Raw genomic sequence first — 18,010 nt, 5'->3', positions numbered from 1 at the left:
CCAGTATCTGCTGGTCGGTCCGGCCCGGTGACAAAGGGGGGCGATGCGGGTGCATCCGGCGTATCGGGGCATGCCCCGACGGTGTTCAGGCCCGGCCGACGAGCTCGTAGCCCGCCTCGTCGACCGCGGCGCGCACGGCCTCGTCGGCCGGCGGGGCCACGGAGACCACGGTCACCCGGCCGGTGGAGGCCACGGCCTTCACCGAGGTGACACCCTCGATGCCGGAGATCTCCTCGGAGATGGCCCCCTCGCAGTGTCCGCAGGTCATGCCGGACACCTGGTAGACGGTGGTCACGCCGCCCGCCTGTGCACCGGCGTCCGCACCGTCGTGGCAGGAGCCGCTGGGCGAGCAGCAGGAACCGGTGGCCTGGGGGAGCTGGGTCTCGGTGGTCATGATGTTCTCCTCTTCGGCGAGCGCAAAGTGTTGTGGCGTCGGGGCCCTGGGATGAGCCCGGTGCGCCCAACGCATTCCACACTATACCCCTAGGGGGTATGAATGCGAGCGCCCTGCCGACCGCTCGCCCCGGAGGTTCGCGCGCTGCGGGCCAGCGACCGCAGCCAGGCCAGGGCGATGAGCGTGATCACGACGATGCCGCCGACCGAGAAGAGCGTGAACAGATGCTGCTGCTCGTCGGTGGGGGCCGGGATGTAGCCCTGCGCGAAGAGCGCACGGCTCAGGCCCGTGTCGGTGATCCTGGCGACCAGCCAGATCGCGATGCCGTGCATCGAGTCCCAGAGCGAGTGCAGCACGGCGACGCCGAGATAGGTGCCGATCACCGGCGCGGCGAAGCGGAATCGCCCGTTCGGCTTCCGGAACGAGAGAAGTACGCCACCGGCGATCGCGGTCCACAGCCCGTGTCCGAACGGTGCGAGCACCCCGCGCAGCACCTCGGTCTCCAGCAGGGCGCGCAGGTCGATGCCCTTCAGGGTGACGGCGGCGTTGAAGGCGTAGCCCGCGCTCTCGAAGGCGGCGAACCCGAATCCGACCGTCGCACCGAGCACCAGCCCGGCTCGCATGCCGTGGATGCCGGGGTGGCGCCGGAGCACGAACATCAGCGCCAGGAGCTTCACGGCCTCCTCGATCAGGCCGACGCCGAGGAAAACCCAGATGGACGGGTGCAGCAGATAGGTCTCCATGGCGGAGGCGCCGAGCACGCCCAGGATTCCGCCCGTCAGGAAGGAGCCGAGGATGAGGCCCACGCCGAGGTCGCGGCCGTGCCGTTCGTACGCCCACAGGACGAAGACGGCCGGGACCAGGAAGCTGCCGAGCAGGATCAGGGTCGGCAGCAGGTTGGTGTTGAGGGTGGCGTACGTGACGACCGCGGTCAGCAGCCAGAGGGCCGCGCCGCCCCACAGGCACCGCTTCCAGAGTCCGGGCCGTGGCTGCGGCGGGGCCGGTGGCCCCTGAGGGGGCGGCGCGGGCGGTGGCTGCCAGGCGTTCGACGGGGTGGCGGATGGCGGGCTGCCGGGATCGCTGTGCCAGTTCACGCGGACTCCCTTTATATCTCGTACATATCTCCTAATTTTTCCGAATCCTATGGTGTGTGGCGGTGTGCGGCATTCGGGCGAAGGTCCCGTACGGGGGCTCGCCCCCGTACGGGACCGGAAAGAGGGGCGGGTTACGGGAAGGGCAGCGGGGTCACGTCGTTCGGGCCCGCGTGCCAGAGCGCCCACCAGGTGGCCGGGGTGACGCGGCCGTCCGGCAGGAGCGGCGGGTGGTCCGCCTGGAAGCGCTGCACGGCGACGAGCGTCTCGGGCCCGAACGTCCCGTCCACCGCGGACCAGCGCAGATAGTGGCGGTTGGCCAGCAGGCACTGCACCTGGGAGACCCGGTCGCCCTGCTCGCCGAAGGTGGTCGCCCGGTCTCCGTCGTAGAAGGCGCAGACCGGGCTGGAGCCGGGCGGTGGCGCCGGGTTGTTCTCGTCGGCCGCGGCCCCCGGTGCCTGGGCGAGGGCGACGATCAGGGCGGCGGCGGCCAGGGCGGCCGCTGTCAGCGCCGGGGTCGCGGCCGTCCTGCGGGACGACAGCATCTTGTGCACCATGGTGAGCTGCTCCTTGTGCGGTGGGGTGGCGTACGGCGGCGGGGCGCGACCGGGGCCGCGTTCCGGCTTCTCACCGAGGACAACACCGCACGGTGCCCCTGCGTCACTTCTCCGGGTCGTTCGGCGTGTCCGGGTGCGCCGGACCCCCGCACGAGCGGAGGAACTCCCGGGTGCGGCGGGCGATGGGGAGGGGCCTGTCGGGCGGGCACGGGTACATGTCCTGCTCGACGATGGCGAACAGATCGACGTCCAGTGCGCGGGCGGCGGCCAGCACGGGTTCCAGCGCGGGCACCCCGCCCGGCGGTTCGCACATCACCCCGCGCGCCACGGCCGGCCCGAACGGCACCCCGTCCGCCACCACTTGGGCCAGGATCTCCGGGTCGACCTGCTTGAGGTGCAGATAGCCGATCCGTTCGCCGTAGGTCTCGATCAGTCTGACGCTGTCGCCGCCGCAGTAGGCGTAGTGCCCGGTGTCGAGGCAGAGCGAGACGAGGTCGGGATCGGTGGCGTCGAGGAGGCGGCTCACGTTCGCCTCGGTGTCGACATGGGTGTCGGCATGCGGATGGACGACGACACGCAGCCCGAAACGGTCCTGCACCTCGCGGCCCAGCCGCTCCGTCTGGGTGGTGAGGTGGCGCCACTGTTCGGCCGTGAGCTCGCGGTCCTCCAGTACCTCGCCCGTTCTGTCGTCGCGCCAGAACGAGGGGATGACGACCAGATGCCCGGCGCCCATCGCCCGGGTGAGTGCCGCGATGCCGGCGACATGCTCCCAGGTCCGGTCCCAGACGTCCGGGCCATGGTGCAATCCGGTGAAAACCGTTCCGGCCGAGACCGAGAGCCCGCGGCGGCGGGTCTCGTCTGCGAGGCGGGCCGGGTCGGTCGGCAGGTACCCGTACGGGCCGAGCTCGATCCACTCGTAACCCGCCGCGGAGACCTCGTCGAGGAAGCGCTGCCACGGCACCTGGAGCGGATCGTCGGCGAACCACACCCCCCACGAGTCGGGTGCCGAACCGATGCGGATACGGGCCGGGGCCCCTGCGGAGGAGGTCATGACGTCCAGATTTCCGGCCGGGGGAGCGGGTGTCAATCGTTCGTCCTTATGTCCGGACAAAGGATTGACAGGGTTCCGGGGGAGGGCTAGACCTGGGGCAGTCACCCCGGACGGCGGTCGAAGGGATGGTTATGCCTGAGCGGTACGACGTCATCACCATGGGCCGCATCGGTGTGGATCTCTACCCCCTGCAGACCGGTCTGCCACTCGCCCGCGTCGAGACCTTCGGGAAGTTCCTCGGCGGCTCACCGTCCAATGTCGCCGTCGCGGCGGCCCGGCTCGGCCTGCGGGCGGCGGTGGTGACGCGGACGGGACGGGACGCCTTCGGGGAGTATCTCCACCACCAGCTGCGGGAGTTCGGGGTGGACGACCGGTGGGTGACGCCCGTCGACGCGTATCCGACACCGGTCACCTTCTGCGAGATCTTCCCGCCCGACGACTTCCCCCTCTACTTCTACCGGCAGCCCACGGCCCCCGATCTGGAGATCCACACCTCGGAACTGGACCTCGGAGCGATCCGGTCCGCCCGGGTCTTCTGGATGACCGGCACCGGGCTGTGCGCCGAACCGAGCCGGACCGCGACTCTTGCCGCACTGCGCGCCCGCGACCGCTGCGGCATCACCGTCTTCGACCTCGACTGGCGCCCGATGTTCTGGGACACCGCGGAAGACGCGTCGGAAAACGCCCCTGCCGCCCTCTACCGGGAGGCCCTCGCCCTCGCCACCGTCGCCGTCGGCAACCTCGACGAGTGCGAGATCGCGACCGGTGAGCGCGAACCGCACGCGGCCGCCCGCGCCCTCATCGCCGCGGGCGCCGAACTCGCCGTCGTCAAACAGGGACCAGGGGGCGTGCTCGCCGTCCACCGCGACGGCCCGGTGGCCGAAGTGCCGCCGCTGCCCGTCGAAGTGGTCAACGGCCTCGGCGCCGGCGACGCCTTCGGCGGGGCGCTCTGCCACGGACTCCTCGCGGGCTGGGAGACCGGGCGCATCATGCGGTACGCCAACGCCGCGGGGGCCATCGTCGCCTCCCGGCTCGCCTGCTCCTCCGCCATGCCGTTCCCGTACGAAGTCGAAGCGGCCCTGACCGAAGGCGCCGTCACCTCCCGCCCCACCGGAGCCACCCCATGACACCCCCGGCCTCCTCCGTCTCCGAACTCGTCCAGTTGCGCATGCGCCACCCCGAAGCCGTCGCCGAAGCCGCAGCGCGACGCCGCAGACGCCCCCTGATCGGCCGCGGCGGACGGCTGATGATCATCGCGGCGGACCATCCGGCCCGGGGCTCCCTCGCCGTGGGCGACCGCGCACTGGCCATGGCCAACCGCTTCGAGCTGCTGGAACGGCTCCGGCTGGCCCTCTCCCGCCCCGGCGTCGACGGGGTGCTCGCCACCGCCGACATCCTCGACGACCTGCTGCTCCTCGGGGCCCTGGAGAACAAGGTCGTCATCGGCTCGATGAACCGCGGCGGACTCGCGGGCGCGGCCTTCGAACTCGACGACCGGTTCACCGGCCACCGCCCCGAGGACCTCGCCCGCCTCCGTTTCGACGCGGGCAAACTGCTGCTGCGCATCGACTACGACGACCCCGGCTCGCTCGACACCATGCATGCCACCGCCCGCGCCATCGACGCCATGGCCGCGCACCGGCTGCCGGTCTTCGTCGAACCGTTCCTCTGCCGCCGCACCGGCGGCCAGGTCCGCAACGACCTCGGCGCGGAGGCGGTCACCACCTCGATCGCCATCGCGTCCGGGCTGGCCGGGACGTCCGCGTACACCTGGCTCAAGGTCCCCGTCACCGAGAACCCGGACGACATGGCCCGGGTGATGGAGGCGTCGACGCTGCCCGCGGTGCTGCTGGGCGGGGAGGTGGGCGACGACCTGGACGGGGCGTTCGAGAGATGGCGCACCGCGCTGCGGCTGCCGACCGTCCAGGGCCTGGTGGTGGGGCGTTCGCTGCTCTACCCGGCCGACGGAGAGGTGGCCGCGGCGGTCGACACGGCCGTTTCGCTGCTGGAGCCGAGAGGGACGGTGCCGGGAGGAAAGGGGCGGAGAGGGACGGGGCCGGAAGAGAGGAGGCCGGGAGCATGACGACGACCGACGACGGATCGCCGTACCACCTGAAAGCCGGGAGCACCGCGAGCGGCCCGTACACCCTCGACATCGATCCGGAGCGGGCCGGCTGGGACCGGTCGAGCCTGCGCGTCCTGGAGCTTTCGCCCGGTGGAGTTCACACACTGGTCACCGGGGAGAGCGAGTGGATCGTTCTGCCATTGACCGGTGGCTGTACGGTGCACTCCTCAGGTGGGATCTTTGAACTGCTGGGCCGGGAAAGCGTGTTCAGCGGGGTATCCGACTTCGCTTACGTACCGCGTGACACCCGGGCACAGATCACCTCCGGCGCAGGAGGCCGCTTCGCCCTGGCAGGAGCGAAGTGCGAGCGACGACTCCCCGCTCGCTACGGCCCCGCGCCGGAGGTCCCCGTCGAGCTGCGCGGCACCGGGAACTGCTCCCGCCAGGTCAACAACTTCGCCGCCGCCGACACCTTCGCATGCGACCGGCTGATCGCCGTCGAGGTCCTCACTCCCGGCGGCAACTGGTCGTCCTACCCGCCGCACAAGCACGACGAGCACCGCCCCGGCGCCGAGTCCGTGCTGGAGGAGATCTACTACTTCGAGGTGGAGCACGACGGCCTCGGCTACCACCGGGTCTCGCCGTCCCGCGACGGCGGTACCGACCTCCTCGCCGAGGTCCGGGGCGGCGACGCGGTCCTGATCCCCGACGGCTGGCACGGCCCCTCCATCGCCTCGCCCGGCCGCACCCTCTACTACCTCAATGTGATGGCGGGCCCGGGGGAGCACCGGGAGTGGCTGATCACCGACCATCCCGACCACGGCTGGATCCGCGACACCTGGCCCGCGCAGCCGGTGGACCCCAGACTCCCCTTCTACGGGACGGAGGAACGCCCATGAGTACCCGTCACCTCACCACGGCGCAGGCCCTGATGACCTTCCTGTCCCGCCAGTACACCGAGCGCGACGGCCGGCGCCGACGCCTGATCGGTGCCACCTGGGGGATCTTCGGTCACGGCAACGTCGCCGGGATCGGCCAGGCCCTCGTCGAGTCCGGCCGTGCGATGCCCTACCTCCAGGGCCGCAACGAACAGGCCATGGTGCACGCCGCCGTCGGCTACGCCCGCCAGTCGGGCCGGCTCTCCACGCACGCCGTCACCACCTCCATCGGCCCCGGCGCCACCAACCTCGTCACCGGCGCCGCCCTCGCCACCGTCAACCGCCTCCCCGTCCTCCTCCTGCCCGGGGACACCTTCGCGACCCGGCCCGCCGACCCGGTGCTCCAGCAGCTGGAGGTCCCGGCCGCGGGCGATGTCTCCGTCAACGACTGCCTGCGCCCCGTCTCCCGCTACTTCGACCGGATCACCCGCCCCGAGGCCCTGGTCCCGGCCGCCCTCCAGGCCATGCGGACCCTGACCGACCCGGCGGAGACCGGTGCCGTGACGCTCGCGCTGCCGCAGGACGTGCAGGCCCAGGCGTACGACTGGCCGGAGGAGTTCTTCGCCGAGCGCGTCTGGTACGTACGCCGCCCCGCCCCCGACCCGTACGAACTCGACCGGGCGGTCCGGGCGGTGCGCACCGCCCGCCGGCCGCTGATCGTGGCGGGCGGCGGGATCCACCACAGCGCCGCCGAGGAGACCCTCGCCGCGTTCGCCGCCGCCACCCGCATCCCCGTCGCATCCACCCAGGCCGGCAAGGGCTCGCTGCGCCATGACCATGTGGCCGATGTCGGCGGCATCGGCCACACCGGCACCGCGACCGCCGACGAGCTGGCCCGCTCCGCCGACCTGGTCATCGGCATCGGCACCCGCTACTCCGACTTCACCACCGCCTCCGCCACGCTCTTCTCGAACCCGGCGGTCCGCTTCCTCAACGTCAACATCACCGGCTTCGACGCCCACAAGCTCGGCGCCCTCCCGCTCGTAGCCGACGCCCGCGCCGCCCTCGAAGCCCTCACCGCCGCCCTCGCCGCCCGCAACCACCGCGTCGACCCCGCCTACGAGACGGAGTACACCGACGCCAAGGAGCGGTGGGAGCAGCGCGTCACCTCCGCGTTCACCGCCCAGGACCCGCACGCCAGGCCCACCCAGGCCCAGGTCCTCGGCCTCCTCGACGCCCTCGTCACCGAGGACGACATCCTCATCAACGCGGCCGGTTCGCTCCCCGGCGACCTGCACAGGCTCTGGCGGGCCCGCTCCCCGCAGCAGTACCACGTGGAGTACGGCTACTCCTGCATGGGCTACGAGATCCCGGCCGCGATCGGCGTCCAGCTGGCCGCCCCCGGCCGGCCCGTCTGGGCCCTGGTCGGCGACGGCACGTACCTGATGAACCCCACCGAGATCGTCACCGCCGTCCAGCAGGAACTCCCCGTGAAGCTGGTCGTCCTGCAGAACCACGGCTACGCGTCCATCGGCGGCCTCTCCGAGCAGGTCGGCGCCGAGCGCCTCGGCACCGCCTACCGGCACCGCGCCGCGGACGGAACGTTCACCGGACCCCCGCTCCCCGTCGATCTCGCGGCCAACGCGGGGTCGCTCGGCATGCGGGTGCTGCGCGCCAAGACCGTGCGTGACCTGCGCGAAGCCCTCGCCGAGGCGCGCGCGGCGGACCGTCCCACTTGTGTCTACGTCGAGACCGAAACGGCAGACACAGTGTCGGGCCCCCCTCCGGCGCAGGCATGGTGGGATGTTCCCGTAGCCGAAACGGCCGCCCGGCCGTCGGCCGTGAAAGCCCGGGAAGAGTACGACCGCCACGTCGCCGACCGACGCCACCACCTCTGAAGGAGTTCTGTCATGAAGACCGTCAACCACTGGATCGGTGGCAAGACCGTCGAGGGCGCGTCGGGCAACTACGGCCCGGTCACCGACCCGGCCACCGGTGCCGTCACCACCCAGGTCGCGCTCGCCTCCCTCGAAGAGGTCGACGCCGCGGTCGCCGCCGCCAAGGACGCCTACGCCACCTGGGGCACGTCCTCGCTGGCCGCCCGCACCGCGATCCTGTTCCGCTACCGGGCGCTGCTCGACGCCCACCGCGACGAGATCGCCGCGCTGATCACCGCCGAGCACGGCAAGGTGCACTCGGACGCGCTGGGCGAGGTCGCCCGCGGTCTGGAGATCGTCGAGCTGGCCTGCGGCATCACCACCCAGCTCAAGGGCGAGCTGTCCACCCAGGTCTCCAGCCGGGTCGATGTCTCCGCGATCCGCCAGTCGCTCGGCGTCGTCGCGGGCATCACCCCGTTCAACTTCCCCGCCATGGTGCCGATGTGGATGTTCCCGCTCGCCATCGCCTGCGGGAACACCTTTGTGCTCAAGCCCAGCGAGAAGGACCCGTCGGCCGCCAACCTGCTGGCCGAGCTGGCCGCCGAGGCCGGTCTGCCGGACGGTGTGCTGAACGTCCTGCACGGTGACAAGGTCGCCGTCGACGGGCTGCTGAACCACCCGGACGTCGCCGCGGTCTCCTTCGTCGGCTCCACCCCGATCGCCCGCTACATCCACGCCACCGCCTCCGCCAACGGCAAGCGCGTCCAGGCGCTCGGCGGCGCGAAGAACCACATGCTGGTGCTGCCGGACGCGGACCTCGACGCCGCGGCCGACGCCGCCGTCTCCGCCGCGTACGGCTCCGCCGGTGAGCGCTGCATGGCGATCTCCGCAGTCGTCGCGGTCGGCTCCATCGGCGACGAGCTCGTCGCGAAGATCAAGGAGCGCGCCGAGAAGATCAAGATCGGCCCCGGCAACGACCCGTCGTCCGAGATGGGCCCGCTGATCACCGCCGCCCACCGCGACAAGGTCGCCTCCTACGTCACCGGCGCCGCGGCCCAGGGCGCCGACGTCGTCCTGGACGGCACCGGGTACACCGTCGAGGGCTTCGAGAACGGCCACTGGATCGGCCTCTCCCTCCTGGACAACGTGTCCACCGACTCGGACGCGTACAAGGACGAGATCTTCGGCCCGGTCCTGTGCGTCCTGCGCACCGAGACCTACGAGGAGGGCGTCGCCCTCATGAACGCCTCGCCGTTCGGCAACGGCACCGCGATCTTCACCCGGGACGGCGGCGCCGCCCGCCGCTTCCAGCTGGAGATCCAGGCCGGCATGGTCGGCGTCAACGTGCCGATCCCGGTGCCGGTGGGCTACCACTCCTTCGGTGGCTGGAAGGACTCGCTCTTCGGCGACCACCACATCTACGGCAACGACGGCGTGCACTTCTACACCCGCGGCAAGGTCGTCACCACCCGCTGGCCGGACCCGGCCGACGCCCCGGCGGGCGTGGACCTGGGCTTCCCCCGCAACCACTGATCAGCGGCCCGGCCCCGACGGCCCGTACGGATGCCTGGTGCATCCGTACGGGCCGTCGCCGTACGCCTCACAGCCGCCGCAGCCCCGCGTACTGGAGCGCGGCCATCGCCCCCACCGTCAGGGCCTGGAACACGATCCAGACATTGCCCGCGCCCGTGGCGGTCAGCGCGTCCACGGCCACGGCCACCACACCGGCCACCGCCCACGCCGCGTTCAGCGCGATGACGACGCCGACCGCGCCGCGGCTGATGTTCTCCCGGCGGGAGACGGTCAGCAGCCACAGGGCGTACACCGTGAGGAACACCCCCACCGGGTACTGCACCGAGCGGGGCACCCCGAGGAACGGGTCCAGGACCGTGGCGAGCCCGAGATAGCCGATGCCGTTCGATCCGGTGAGGATCACGTCCGTGACCAGGGCGAACCGGAGCAGACGGTCGGAGCGGGCGGTGTCCGCCGGCCGGACCGCCATCGTGTGCTGGGACGACATCATCAGGTCTTCCTTCCGTTGTCACACGCCCGCACAGGGGAGCGCATGCCTGTACGGGAACGGTAGGAACGCGCGGGTGCCCGCTCAATTACCTCCGGGGTAATCGAGCGGGCGCCCCGGGCCGGTCAGCGCGCGGTCCGCGCCGCCCTCGAAGCCCTCGGCCTCCTCGGCGATCATCCGCTGCATCGGGACCGCGCCCACCCGCCCCGAGACCAGGAACGCGAACACCATCGTCGCCACCATGACCACCGTGCCGAGCCACACCATCGTCTCCACCGGCACCGTGTACGCGCCCACGGCCCGCACCACGCACTCGCCCAGCAGCGCCGCACCCCACACCGCCGAGAACCGGATCTCCGCCCGCCGGAACGCCGCCGAGCCGGCCGAGAGCCGCTGCCAGGCGGCGTCCTTGGCCGCGTCCCCCTTGACCAGCACGGGCCGCACCCCCTCGCTCATCATCGGCTGCCCCTTCAGCGCGGTCACCAGGACGACGAGCCCGATGACGCTGCTCACCCCGCTGTCCTTGGCGAGCATCAGCCGCGGGTCCCCGACCATCAGGCTCGTCAGCAGGCTGACCGCGTTGACCGTCACCATCAGCGCCGCCAGCCCGTTGAGCCGCCGCTCGCGCACCACGCCCCACACGGTGCGCACGGCCGGCAGCACACTGCTCCAGGCCAGCGCGGCGAAGGTGCTCAGGCCTGCCGCCTTCAGCGCGTAGTACGAGACGAGCGGCACCGCCACGTCCACGAGCAGCGGCATCATGCTGTCCAGCAGAGCCTTGCGCGGTGCGTACGGAGCGGTGGCGGCCGGAGCGTCTGCGACCGGGGCGGTGACTGTGGCGGCCGGGCTGGTCATGAGGGGTTCCTCCCGTATCGGCGGGAGCCTTCACGGCCCCGCTCTCGATACGTACAGACTGGCCGCCGGGGCCCGGTGTCCGGCAGAGCCGCGTGTACCGGGCTCCGTATGACGAATGTCAGCCCCCGCCGATGACACACCCGCTCACCACCCGGCTCAGCCCCGGAATCCGGTGCGCCGGTAAACCGTTCGCCGCGCCCGGCGTGCCGGTGCTCTGATGGGGGCCATGACCGCTCCGACCAGGCCGCAGTACGAGATCCGCGCCCAGCACACGGACACCACCATCACCGTGTACCAGGCGTACAACCCCTCCATCGGGCTTCCCGCCGCCCGTGACGGGCGCTTCCCCGAGGCATGGAAGCGCGACCGCATGACATGGATCAAGCCGAGCTTCCTGTGGATGATGTATCGCTGCGGCTGGGCGATGAAGGAGGGTCAGGAGACCGTCCTGGCCATCGAGATCACCCGTGAGGGCTTCGACTGGGCCCTGGAGAACGCCGAACTCTCGCACTACGTCAGGGGAGTCCACCCGGACCGCGCCACCTGGCAGCGGAACCTGCGCCGCGCCCCGGCCCGCGTCCAGTGGGATCCCGAGCGCGACCTCCGCCTGAACCGGCTGCCCCACCGCTCCCTCCAGCTCGGGCTCTCCGGCGAGGCGTCACGGCGGTACGCGGACGAGTGGACGGTGTCGATCCGCGATGTCACCCCGCTCGCCCGGCAGATCCGTCAACTGGTGCGTGACGGAAGGCTCGACGAGGCGGCGGCGCTTCTGCCGCACGAGTCGCCGTACCCGCTGGGCGGCGCCCCGCTGCCGGCGAAGGCGCCGTCCTGACCGGGGCTGAGCGAGCAGACCGTGACTGAGCATCCATGACGAGACCGCCGGGTCCCGGCGGAGACCGCTGTGCGGGACGGACGGACGGACGGCTCGGCGGGACGGCGGCGCTCACCGGTTCCCGCGACTCGGGCGAGCGGGCGGCTGTGCGGGACGGCGGTGCTCACCCGTCCCCGCGACTCGGGCGAGCTGGCAAATGCCGCATTAAGAACAAATCAGTCGATATGATCCCGGGATGATCCACCATGTCATCCCCCTGGCGGCATCCGGCCTGAAGATCGACTGGGCCAGGATGCCGACGTACAACACGATCATGTCGGTGGCCGCCGGCGCGGGGCTGCTGCTCGTGGTGGCGCTGGGACGCCAGATCCTCACGCCCGGACGCACCATCAACCCCGAAGGCTGGGTCCTCGCCTTCGGGGCCCTCGGCTTCACTCTGGTGACCACGGGCCTCCACATGACCCTGACCTGGCCGCTCGCCGGACAGGGCTTCCCGTTCGACAACATCATCTTCGGTGAACCGGCGCTCGCCTTCGGCGTCTTCCTCTTCGCCGCGTCCTTCTACCTCTGGAGACGCGGAGCCGCACTCAACAGAGCGGACCGCATCCCCCGGTCGGCCCGTGTCGCCATGCCCATCTCGGTCTTCGTGTTCGGGATCGGGCTCGCCTGCCTCGGAATCGCCGCCGCGGGCTGGAAGTACACCCTCTTCGCCGCGCCGCCCGAGGAACCCATCTCCGGGGAGTTCGCGCAGTGGCCGATCCTGGAGGCGAGCTTCATGTCCGGCCTGTACGTCCTGGTGGGCATCGGCGCGCTGCTGTTCCCGTTCGTGCTGCGCCGGCCGTCGGGCTGGATGGCTCCGGTGACCGGCGTCGTCTGGGGACTGGCCGGTCTGGCGTTCCTGCTCTTCGGCGGGCTCAACTACTTCACCCACATCGGCCTCATCGTCAACACCATGTGAGCCGCCCGGCATCCCGCGGCCCCGGCATACCGCGGACGGAGTACGGCGGGGAGCGCCGTACTCCGCAAGGAGGCCGGGGAGTTCCCCCCGGGGGCTGCCCCCGCGCGGCGCCGGACACGCCCTAGGGTCGACAACCATGGAGACTCCTCTTGTGCGTACGCCCCGGTGGCGGCGCCTGCTGCCCCGCGGGCCCGGCCGGTGGGCCGCCGGCCTGGCGGCGCTCGCCGTGCTGGCCGGTGCGGGCACCTGGAACGCCGCGGCCGACGACGGCGGGCCCGCCGTGCACCGTCAGGACCGGCTGATGAAGGCCGACGGGGTGTCCATCGACACCTCGTACTTCACCGCCGGTGACACCGGGCGCCGGCCCGCCGTGCTGATCGGGCACGGCTTCGGCGGCAGCAAGGACGATGTGCGGGCGCAGGCCGAGCAGTTGGCCCGTTCCGGGTACGCGGTGCTGACCTGGTCCGCCCGGGGGTTCGGGAAGTCGGGCGGCGACGTCGGGCTCAACGACCCCGACCGCGAGGTCAAGGACGTGTCCCGGCTGATCGACTGGCTTGCGGACCGGCCCGAGGTGCGACTCGACGCCGGAGGCGACCCCCGCGTCGGGATCACCGGGGTCTCCTACGGCGGTGCCGTCTCACTCCTCGCCGCCGGGTACGACAAGCGCGTCGATGCCGTCGCACCGCAGATCACGTACTGGAACCTCGCCGACGCCCTGTTCCCCGGCGGGGTGTTCAAGAAGCTCTGGGCCGGAATCTTCGTCACCACCGGCGGTGGCTGCCAGAAGTTCGAGAAACGGCTCTGCGAGATGTACGAACGGGTCGCCGTCAGCGGAAAGCCGGACGCCGCCGCGCGTGCGCTGCTGACCGAACGGTCACCGAGCGCCGTCGCCGACCGCATCGAGGTGCCCGCGCTCATCGTGCAGGGACAGTCCGACTCCCTCTTCCCGCTCGGCCAGGCCGACGCCATGGCCAAGGCCATCAGCGGCAACGGCGCACCGGTCGCCGTCGACTGGATCGCCGGCGGGCACGACGGCGGCAACCTGGAGACCGACCGGGTCCAACGGCGGATCGGCGACTGGTTCGACCGCTATCTCAAGGACGACAAGGGCGCCGACACCGGGCCCGGCTTCCGCGTCACCCGCACCGGAGGCATCGACTCCACCGACGGGGCCACCCTGGTGCGCGGGGCGAGCAGCGACACCTACCCGGGGCTGGACAACGGCACGCGGAGCGTCGACCTGGGCCGTCGTACCCAGACGTTCCGCAACCCCGCCGGGGCGGGCCCGCCCGCCATCTCCGCCGTGCCCGGAACCGGCGGCGGCCTCGCCCAGCTCTCGTCCCTCGGCGTCGGCCTCTCGATCGACTTCCCCGGACAGTACGCCCGCTTCGACTCGGCCCCGCTGAACGAGCCGCTGAACGTCACCGGCACACCGGCCGTCCGGGTCGACGTCAAGGCGAAGAGGGGCGACGCGGTGCTGTTCGGCAAGGTGTACGACGTGTCCCCGGACGGAAAGCAGCAACTGCTGCCCTCCCAGCTGGTCGCCCCCTTCCGGATCACCCCGGACCAGCAGGGCAAGCCGGTCCGGCTGACCCTCCCCGCCATCGACCACCGGTTCGACCCGGGGCACCGGCTCCGCCTCGTCCTCTCCGCCACCGACCTCGGCTACGCCTCACCGGCCGAGCCGACGACGTACACCGTGACCCCCGCCGGCCCGCTGACCGTCCCCACCGCCCCCGCCCTGAAGACCGCACCCGCCACCATGCCCTGGTGGACCTGGGGGCTCCCGGCCGCCGCCGTCGTGATCGCCGCCCTGCTGCTGCTCACCGCCCGCCGCCGCACCGCCACGCCCGCACCCGACCCGGCGCTCGCCGACGTACCCCTCCAGATCACCGGCCTGGCCAAGAAGTACGCCGGGGCCACCGACAGGTACGCCGTGCAGGACCTGTCCTTCCGGGTCGAGAAGGGTCAGGTCCTCGGACTCCTCGGGCCCAACGGCGCGGGCAAGACCACGACGCTGCGGATGCTGATGGGGCTCATCACCCCCGACGACGGCGAGATCCGGGTCTTCGGGCAGGCCATCCGGCCGGGCGCCCCCGTCCTGTCGCGGGTCGGCTCCTTCGTCGAGGGTGCCGGTTTCCTGCCGCACCTGTCCGGGCGCGCCAACCTGGAACTGTACTGGCGTGCCACCGGGCGCCCCGCCGAGGACGCGCACCTGGAGGAGGCCCTGGAGATCGCCGGGCTCGGCGACGCCCTGGCCCGCGCCGTCCGCACGTACTCGCAGGGCATGCGGCAGCGGCTCGCCATCGCGCAGGCCATGCTCGGCCTGCCGGACCTGCTCATCCTCGACGAACCGACCAACGGCCTCGACCCGCCCCAGATCCGCGAGATGCGTGACGTGATGATCCGATACGCGGCCGGGGGCCGGACCGTCATCGTCTCCAGCCATCTGCTCTCCGAGGTCGAGCAGTCCTGCACCCACCTCGTGGTCATGGACCGCGGCCGACTCGTCCAGGCGGGCCCGGTCGCCGAGATCACCGGCTCCGGCGACATGCTGCTCGTCACCACCGCGCAGGAGGTCGCCGAACCGCTCGTGGAGAAGATCGCCGCACTGGCGGGGATCGGCTCGGCGGCCCGCACCGACGACGGCCTCGGACTTCTGGTCCGGCTCGACGGCGCCACCCCGGCCGGGCTGATCTCCGAACTCATCAGGCTGGACGTGCCGTTGACCGGTGTCGGACCGCACCGCCGCCTGGAGGACGCGTTCCTCACCCTGATCTCCGGAGGCTCCGCATGAGTGCCGCAGTCGATCTCACCGCCGGCGCCGAAGCCCCCGGCTACCGGGCCCGGCACACCCTGCCGCTGCGCGTCGAGGCGGTACGCCAGTTGCGCAGGCGCCGCACCCTGCTCATGGGCGGGGTGCTGGCCGCGCTGCCGTTCGTCCTGATCATCGCGTTCGCGATCGGCGGCACCCCGGACTCGCGGGGCGGCGGCAGCGACCGGATCACCCTGATGGACACCGCGACCGCGTCCGCCGCGAACTTCGCCGCGACCTGCCTCTTCGTCTCCGCCGGGTTCCTGCTGGTGGTCCCGGTGGCGCTGTTCTGCGGGGACACCGTGGCCTCCGAGGCGAGCTGGTCCTCGCTGCGCTATCTGCTGGCGGCGCCGGTGCCACGGGCCAGGCTGCTGTGGAGCAAGCTCGTCGTGGCGCTCGGCTTCAGCCTGGCCGCGATGGTGCTGCTGCCGCTCGTCGCACTGGCCGCGGGAGCCGTCGCGTACGGCTGGGGGCCGCTCGAACTGCCCACCGGGGGAGCGCTCGCCGCCTCGGTGGCCGTGCCGCGGCTCGCGCTCGTCGTCGCGTTCGTCTTCGTGTCCCAACTGGTCACCGCAGGGCTGGCGTTCTGGCTGTCCACGAAGACCGACGCCCCACTGGGCGCGGTCGGCGGCGCGGTCGGGCTGACCATCGTCGGCAACGTCCTGGATGCCGTCACCGCGCTCGGGTCCTGGCGCGAATTCCTGCCCGCGCACTGGCAGTTCGCCTGGGCGGACGCGCTCCAGCCCGGCATCGAATGGGGCGGCATGGTCAAGGGCGCGGCGATCTCGGTGACCTATGCCCTGATCCTGTTCGCCTGCGCCTTCCGCGGATTCAGTCGTAAGGACATCGTGTCCTGATCTTGATGTTCGGCTGCTTTGCCGCCCGCCGTTGCCGCATCGAGATCCTTCCGCAACGTCTTCGTCTGCTCCCCGGCGCCGTCCCGCACGTCACATTCACAAGTGCTGGCACGACGACGTTGGGGGCAGGCGATGGAACGCCGAGCAGGCAAGTACGCGAAAAGGTGCGTGCGGACATGGCAGGGGGCACTCGGTGCGCTGCTGGCGGGCGGGGTGCTGCTCACCGGGTGCTCCGGGACGTCGACCGCGGACAAGACCGCCGCCGACAGCCGGGGCGGCGGACCGCTCCCGGCCCCCGCGCCCGCCGCGCCGGGCGGCGCGGCCGACAGCGACGAGGCGAAGAAGCGGGACGGGCTGCGGGAGTCCGCACCGCCCGACTACCTCTCCACCTTCGCCCTGGACGTCGACACCGCCTCGTACGGCTACGCCCGCCGCACCCTCGGCGACGGCGGCCTGCCGGATCCGTCCACCGTGCGGCCCGAGGAGTTCGTCAACAGCTTCCGCCAGGGCTACCGGCGCCCGGACGGCAACGGCTTCACCGTGAACGTCGACGGGGCCCGCGCCGGGGCGAAGGGCGACGGCTGGTCGCTGGTGCGGGTGGGGCTGGCCACCCGGGCCGCCCCCGCCCGCGAGGAACGCCCGCCCGCCGCGCTCACCTTCGTCGTCGACATCTCCGGATCGATGGCCGAGCCGGGCCGCCTCGACCTGGTGAAGAAGTCCCTGGACATCCTCACCGACGAACTCCGCGACGACGACTCGGTCTCCCTGGTCACCTTCAGCGACGAGGCGGAGACCCTGCTGCCGATGACCCGGCTGCGGGACCACCGCGGCAGGATCCGCGACCGGGTCGACTCCATGGAGGCCACCGACTCCACCAATGTGGAAGCCGGCATCCGCCGCGGCTACGACGAGGCGGTCGACGGCCGCGTCGAGGGCGCCAACAACCGGGTCGTCCTGCTCTCCGACGCCCTCGCCAACACCGGCGAGACCGACGCCGAGGCCATCCTGGAACGCATCGGCTCCGCCCGCCGCGACCACGGCATCACCCTCTTCGGGGTCGGCGTCGGCAGCACCTACGGCGACGCGCTGATGGAGCGGCTCACCAACAAGGGCGACGGCCACACCACGTACATCGCCGACGAGGAGCAGGCCCGCAAGGTCTTCGTCGACCAGCTGCCCGCCCACCTCGAACTGACGGCCCGCGACGCCAAGGCCCAGGTGGCCTTCGACCGCGACACCGTCAAGCAGTTCAGGCTCATCGGATACGAGGACCGCAAGGTCGCCGACGAGGACTTCCGCAACGACCGCGTCGACGGCGGAGAGGTCGGCCCCGGCCACACGGTGACCGCGCTCTACGCCGTACGCCTCAGGGCGGGTGCCTCCGGCCCCGTGGCGACGGCGACCGTCCGCTGGCTGGACCCCAGGACCCGGGCACCGCACGAGCAGCAGGGCACGGTCGGGACGGACGCGATCGACGGGCCGCTGTGGGGCGGCGACAGCAAGCGTCTCCAAGTGACCGCGACCGCCGCGTACTTCGCCGAGGCGCTGCGCGGCGGCCGGCTGCCGGGCGCGCCCGGACTCGGTGAACTCTCCGCGCACGCAAGGAAGCTGGCCACCGAGACCGAGGACGCGTCGGTGCGGAAGCTGGCGACCATGATCGGACAGGCCGACCGGCTCAAGAACGGGCCCGGAGAGGGTGGTTCCGGGGAAGTGCCGGAGGGCGAACTGAACTGAACGGGGCGACGGCCGGCTGATCAACG

The 18,010-nt window shown here is 71.8% G+C and carries 16 protein-coding genes; 10 read left to right on the top strand and 6 right to left on the bottom strand.

Annotation, left to right across the window (positions count from 1 at the left end; all coding sequences use genetic code 11):
* Positions 1-85 precede the first annotated feature (85 nt).
* The 4 genes from ACWCQ6_RS20425 to ACWCQ6_RS20410 form a co-directional block, all read right to left on the bottom strand.
* Complete coding sequence (locus ACWCQ6_RS20425; protein ID WP_451091079.1) at positions 86-394, bottom strand: heavy-metal-associated domain-containing protein; 309 nt, start codon at positions 392-394, stop codon at positions 86-88.
* 89 nt (positions 395-483) lie between these two features.
* Positions 484-1,488: a PrsW family intramembrane metalloprotease gene (locus ACWCQ6_RS20420; protein WP_451091077.1), complete on the bottom strand. Its 1,005-nt coding sequence runs from the start codon at positions 1,486-1,488 to the stop codon at positions 484-486.
* Positions 1,489-1,619: 131 nt separating this feature from the next.
* Positions 1,620-2,042 carry a peptidoglycan-binding domain-containing protein gene (locus ACWCQ6_RS20415; RefSeq protein WP_451091075.1) on the bottom strand — a complete coding sequence of 141 codons (423 nt, stop codon included), beginning with the start codon at positions 2,040-2,042 and terminating at the stop codon, positions 1,620-1,622.
* Between the two features lie 103 nt (positions 2,043-2,145).
* Positions 2,146-3,093, bottom strand: a complete 948-nt coding sequence (locus ACWCQ6_RS20410; protein WP_451091073.1) for a sugar phosphate isomerase/epimerase family protein — start codon at positions 3,091-3,093, stop codon at positions 2,146-2,148.
* A gap of 131 nt (positions 3,094-3,224) precedes the next feature.
* On the opposite strand from ACWCQ6_RS20410, the gene iolC reads away from it, so the two are divergent.
* Genes iolC through mmsA form a run of 5 tightly spaced genes read left to right on the top strand, consistent with a single transcriptional unit; the run spans position 3,225 to position 9,446 of the window.
* Positions 3,225-4,220 carry a 5-dehydro-2-deoxygluconokinase gene (gene iolC, locus ACWCQ6_RS20405; RefSeq protein ID WP_451091071.1) on the top strand — a complete coding sequence of 332 codons (996 nt, stop codon included), beginning with the start codon at positions 3,225-3,227 and terminating at the stop codon, positions 4,218-4,220.
* On the top strand, positions 4,217-5,176 hold the full coding sequence (locus ACWCQ6_RS20400; RefSeq protein ID WP_451091069.1) for a Cgl0159 family (beta/alpha)8-fold protein: 960 nt from the start codon (positions 4,217-4,219) through the stop codon (positions 5,174-5,176). The genes iolC and ACWCQ6_RS20400 overlap by 4 nt, the downstream gene beginning before the upstream one ends.
* A complete protein-coding gene (iolB, locus tag ACWCQ6_RS20395; protein WP_451091067.1) occupies positions 5,173-6,057 on the top strand; it encodes a 5-deoxy-glucuronate isomerase in 885 nt (294 codons plus the stop codon). Before ACWCQ6_RS20400 ends, iolB begins: the two co-directional genes overlap by 4 nt.
* Positions 6,054-7,934, top strand: a complete 1,881-nt coding sequence (iolD, locus tag ACWCQ6_RS20390; RefSeq protein ID WP_451091065.1) for a 3D-(3,5/4)-trihydroxycyclohexane-1,2-dione acylhydrolase (decyclizing) — start codon at positions 6,054-6,056, stop codon at positions 7,932-7,934. Before iolB ends, iolD begins: the two co-directional genes overlap by 4 nt.
* A 12-nt stretch (positions 7,935-7,946) precedes the next feature.
* Positions 7,947-9,446, top strand: a complete 1,500-nt coding sequence (gene mmsA / locus ACWCQ6_RS20385; RefSeq protein WP_451091063.1) for a CoA-acylating methylmalonate-semialdehyde dehydrogenase — start codon at positions 7,947-7,949, stop codon at positions 9,444-9,446.
* A 67-nt stretch (positions 9,447-9,513) separates the two neighbouring features.
* Here mmsA and ACWCQ6_RS20380 read toward each other — a convergent pair whose 3' ends face one another.
* Complete coding sequence (locus ACWCQ6_RS20380) at positions 9,514-9,936, bottom strand: hypothetical protein (protein ID WP_451091061.1); 423 nt, start codon at positions 9,934-9,936, stop codon at positions 9,514-9,516.
* Between the two features lie 81 nt (positions 9,937-10,017).
* Positions 10,018-10,788, bottom strand: a complete 771-nt coding sequence (locus ACWCQ6_RS20375; RefSeq protein WP_451091059.1) for a VC0807 family protein — start codon at positions 10,786-10,788, stop codon at positions 10,018-10,020.
* 226 nt (positions 10,789-11,014) lie between these two features.
* Between ACWCQ6_RS20375 and ACWCQ6_RS20370 the strand changes: the two genes are divergently transcribed.
* The 5 genes from ACWCQ6_RS20370 to ACWCQ6_RS20350 all read left to right on the top strand — a co-directional run bounded on the left by ACWCQ6_RS20370 (position 11,015) and on the right by ACWCQ6_RS20350 (position 17,984).
* Positions 11,015-11,620, top strand: coding sequence for a DUF4291 domain-containing protein (locus tag ACWCQ6_RS20370; protein WP_451091057.1), 606 nt, complete (start codon positions 11,015-11,017; stop codon positions 11,618-11,620).
* A 235-nt stretch (positions 11,621-11,855) separates the two neighbouring features.
* Positions 11,856-12,578 carry a DUF981 family protein gene (locus tag ACWCQ6_RS20365; protein WP_451091055.1) on the top strand — a complete coding sequence of 241 codons (723 nt, stop codon included), beginning with the start codon at positions 11,856-11,858 and terminating at the stop codon, positions 12,576-12,578.
* Positions 12,579-12,714: 136 nt separating this feature from the next.
* Positions 12,715-15,375, top strand: coding sequence for an alpha/beta fold hydrolase (locus ACWCQ6_RS20360; protein ID WP_451091053.1), 2,661 nt, complete (start codon positions 12,715-12,717; stop codon positions 15,373-15,375).
* Positions 15,372-16,250, top strand: a complete 879-nt coding sequence (locus ACWCQ6_RS20355) for an ABC transporter permease (protein WP_451091051.1) — start codon at positions 15,372-15,374, stop codon at positions 16,248-16,250. The genes ACWCQ6_RS20360 and ACWCQ6_RS20355 overlap by 4 nt, the downstream gene beginning before the upstream one ends.
* A gap of 132 nt (positions 16,251-16,382) precedes the next feature.
* Complete coding sequence (locus tag ACWCQ6_RS20350) at positions 16,383-17,984, top strand: YfbK domain-containing protein (RefSeq protein WP_451091049.1); 1,602 nt, start codon at positions 16,383-16,385, stop codon at positions 17,982-17,984.
* Positions 17,985-18,010: the final 26 nt, after the last annotated feature.

The organism is Streptomyces sp. NPDC001880 (genome assembly GCF_053594575.1).
Note: the sequence above shows the minus strand (reverse complement) of the source record. Positions and strands in the feature narration are given on the sequence as shown.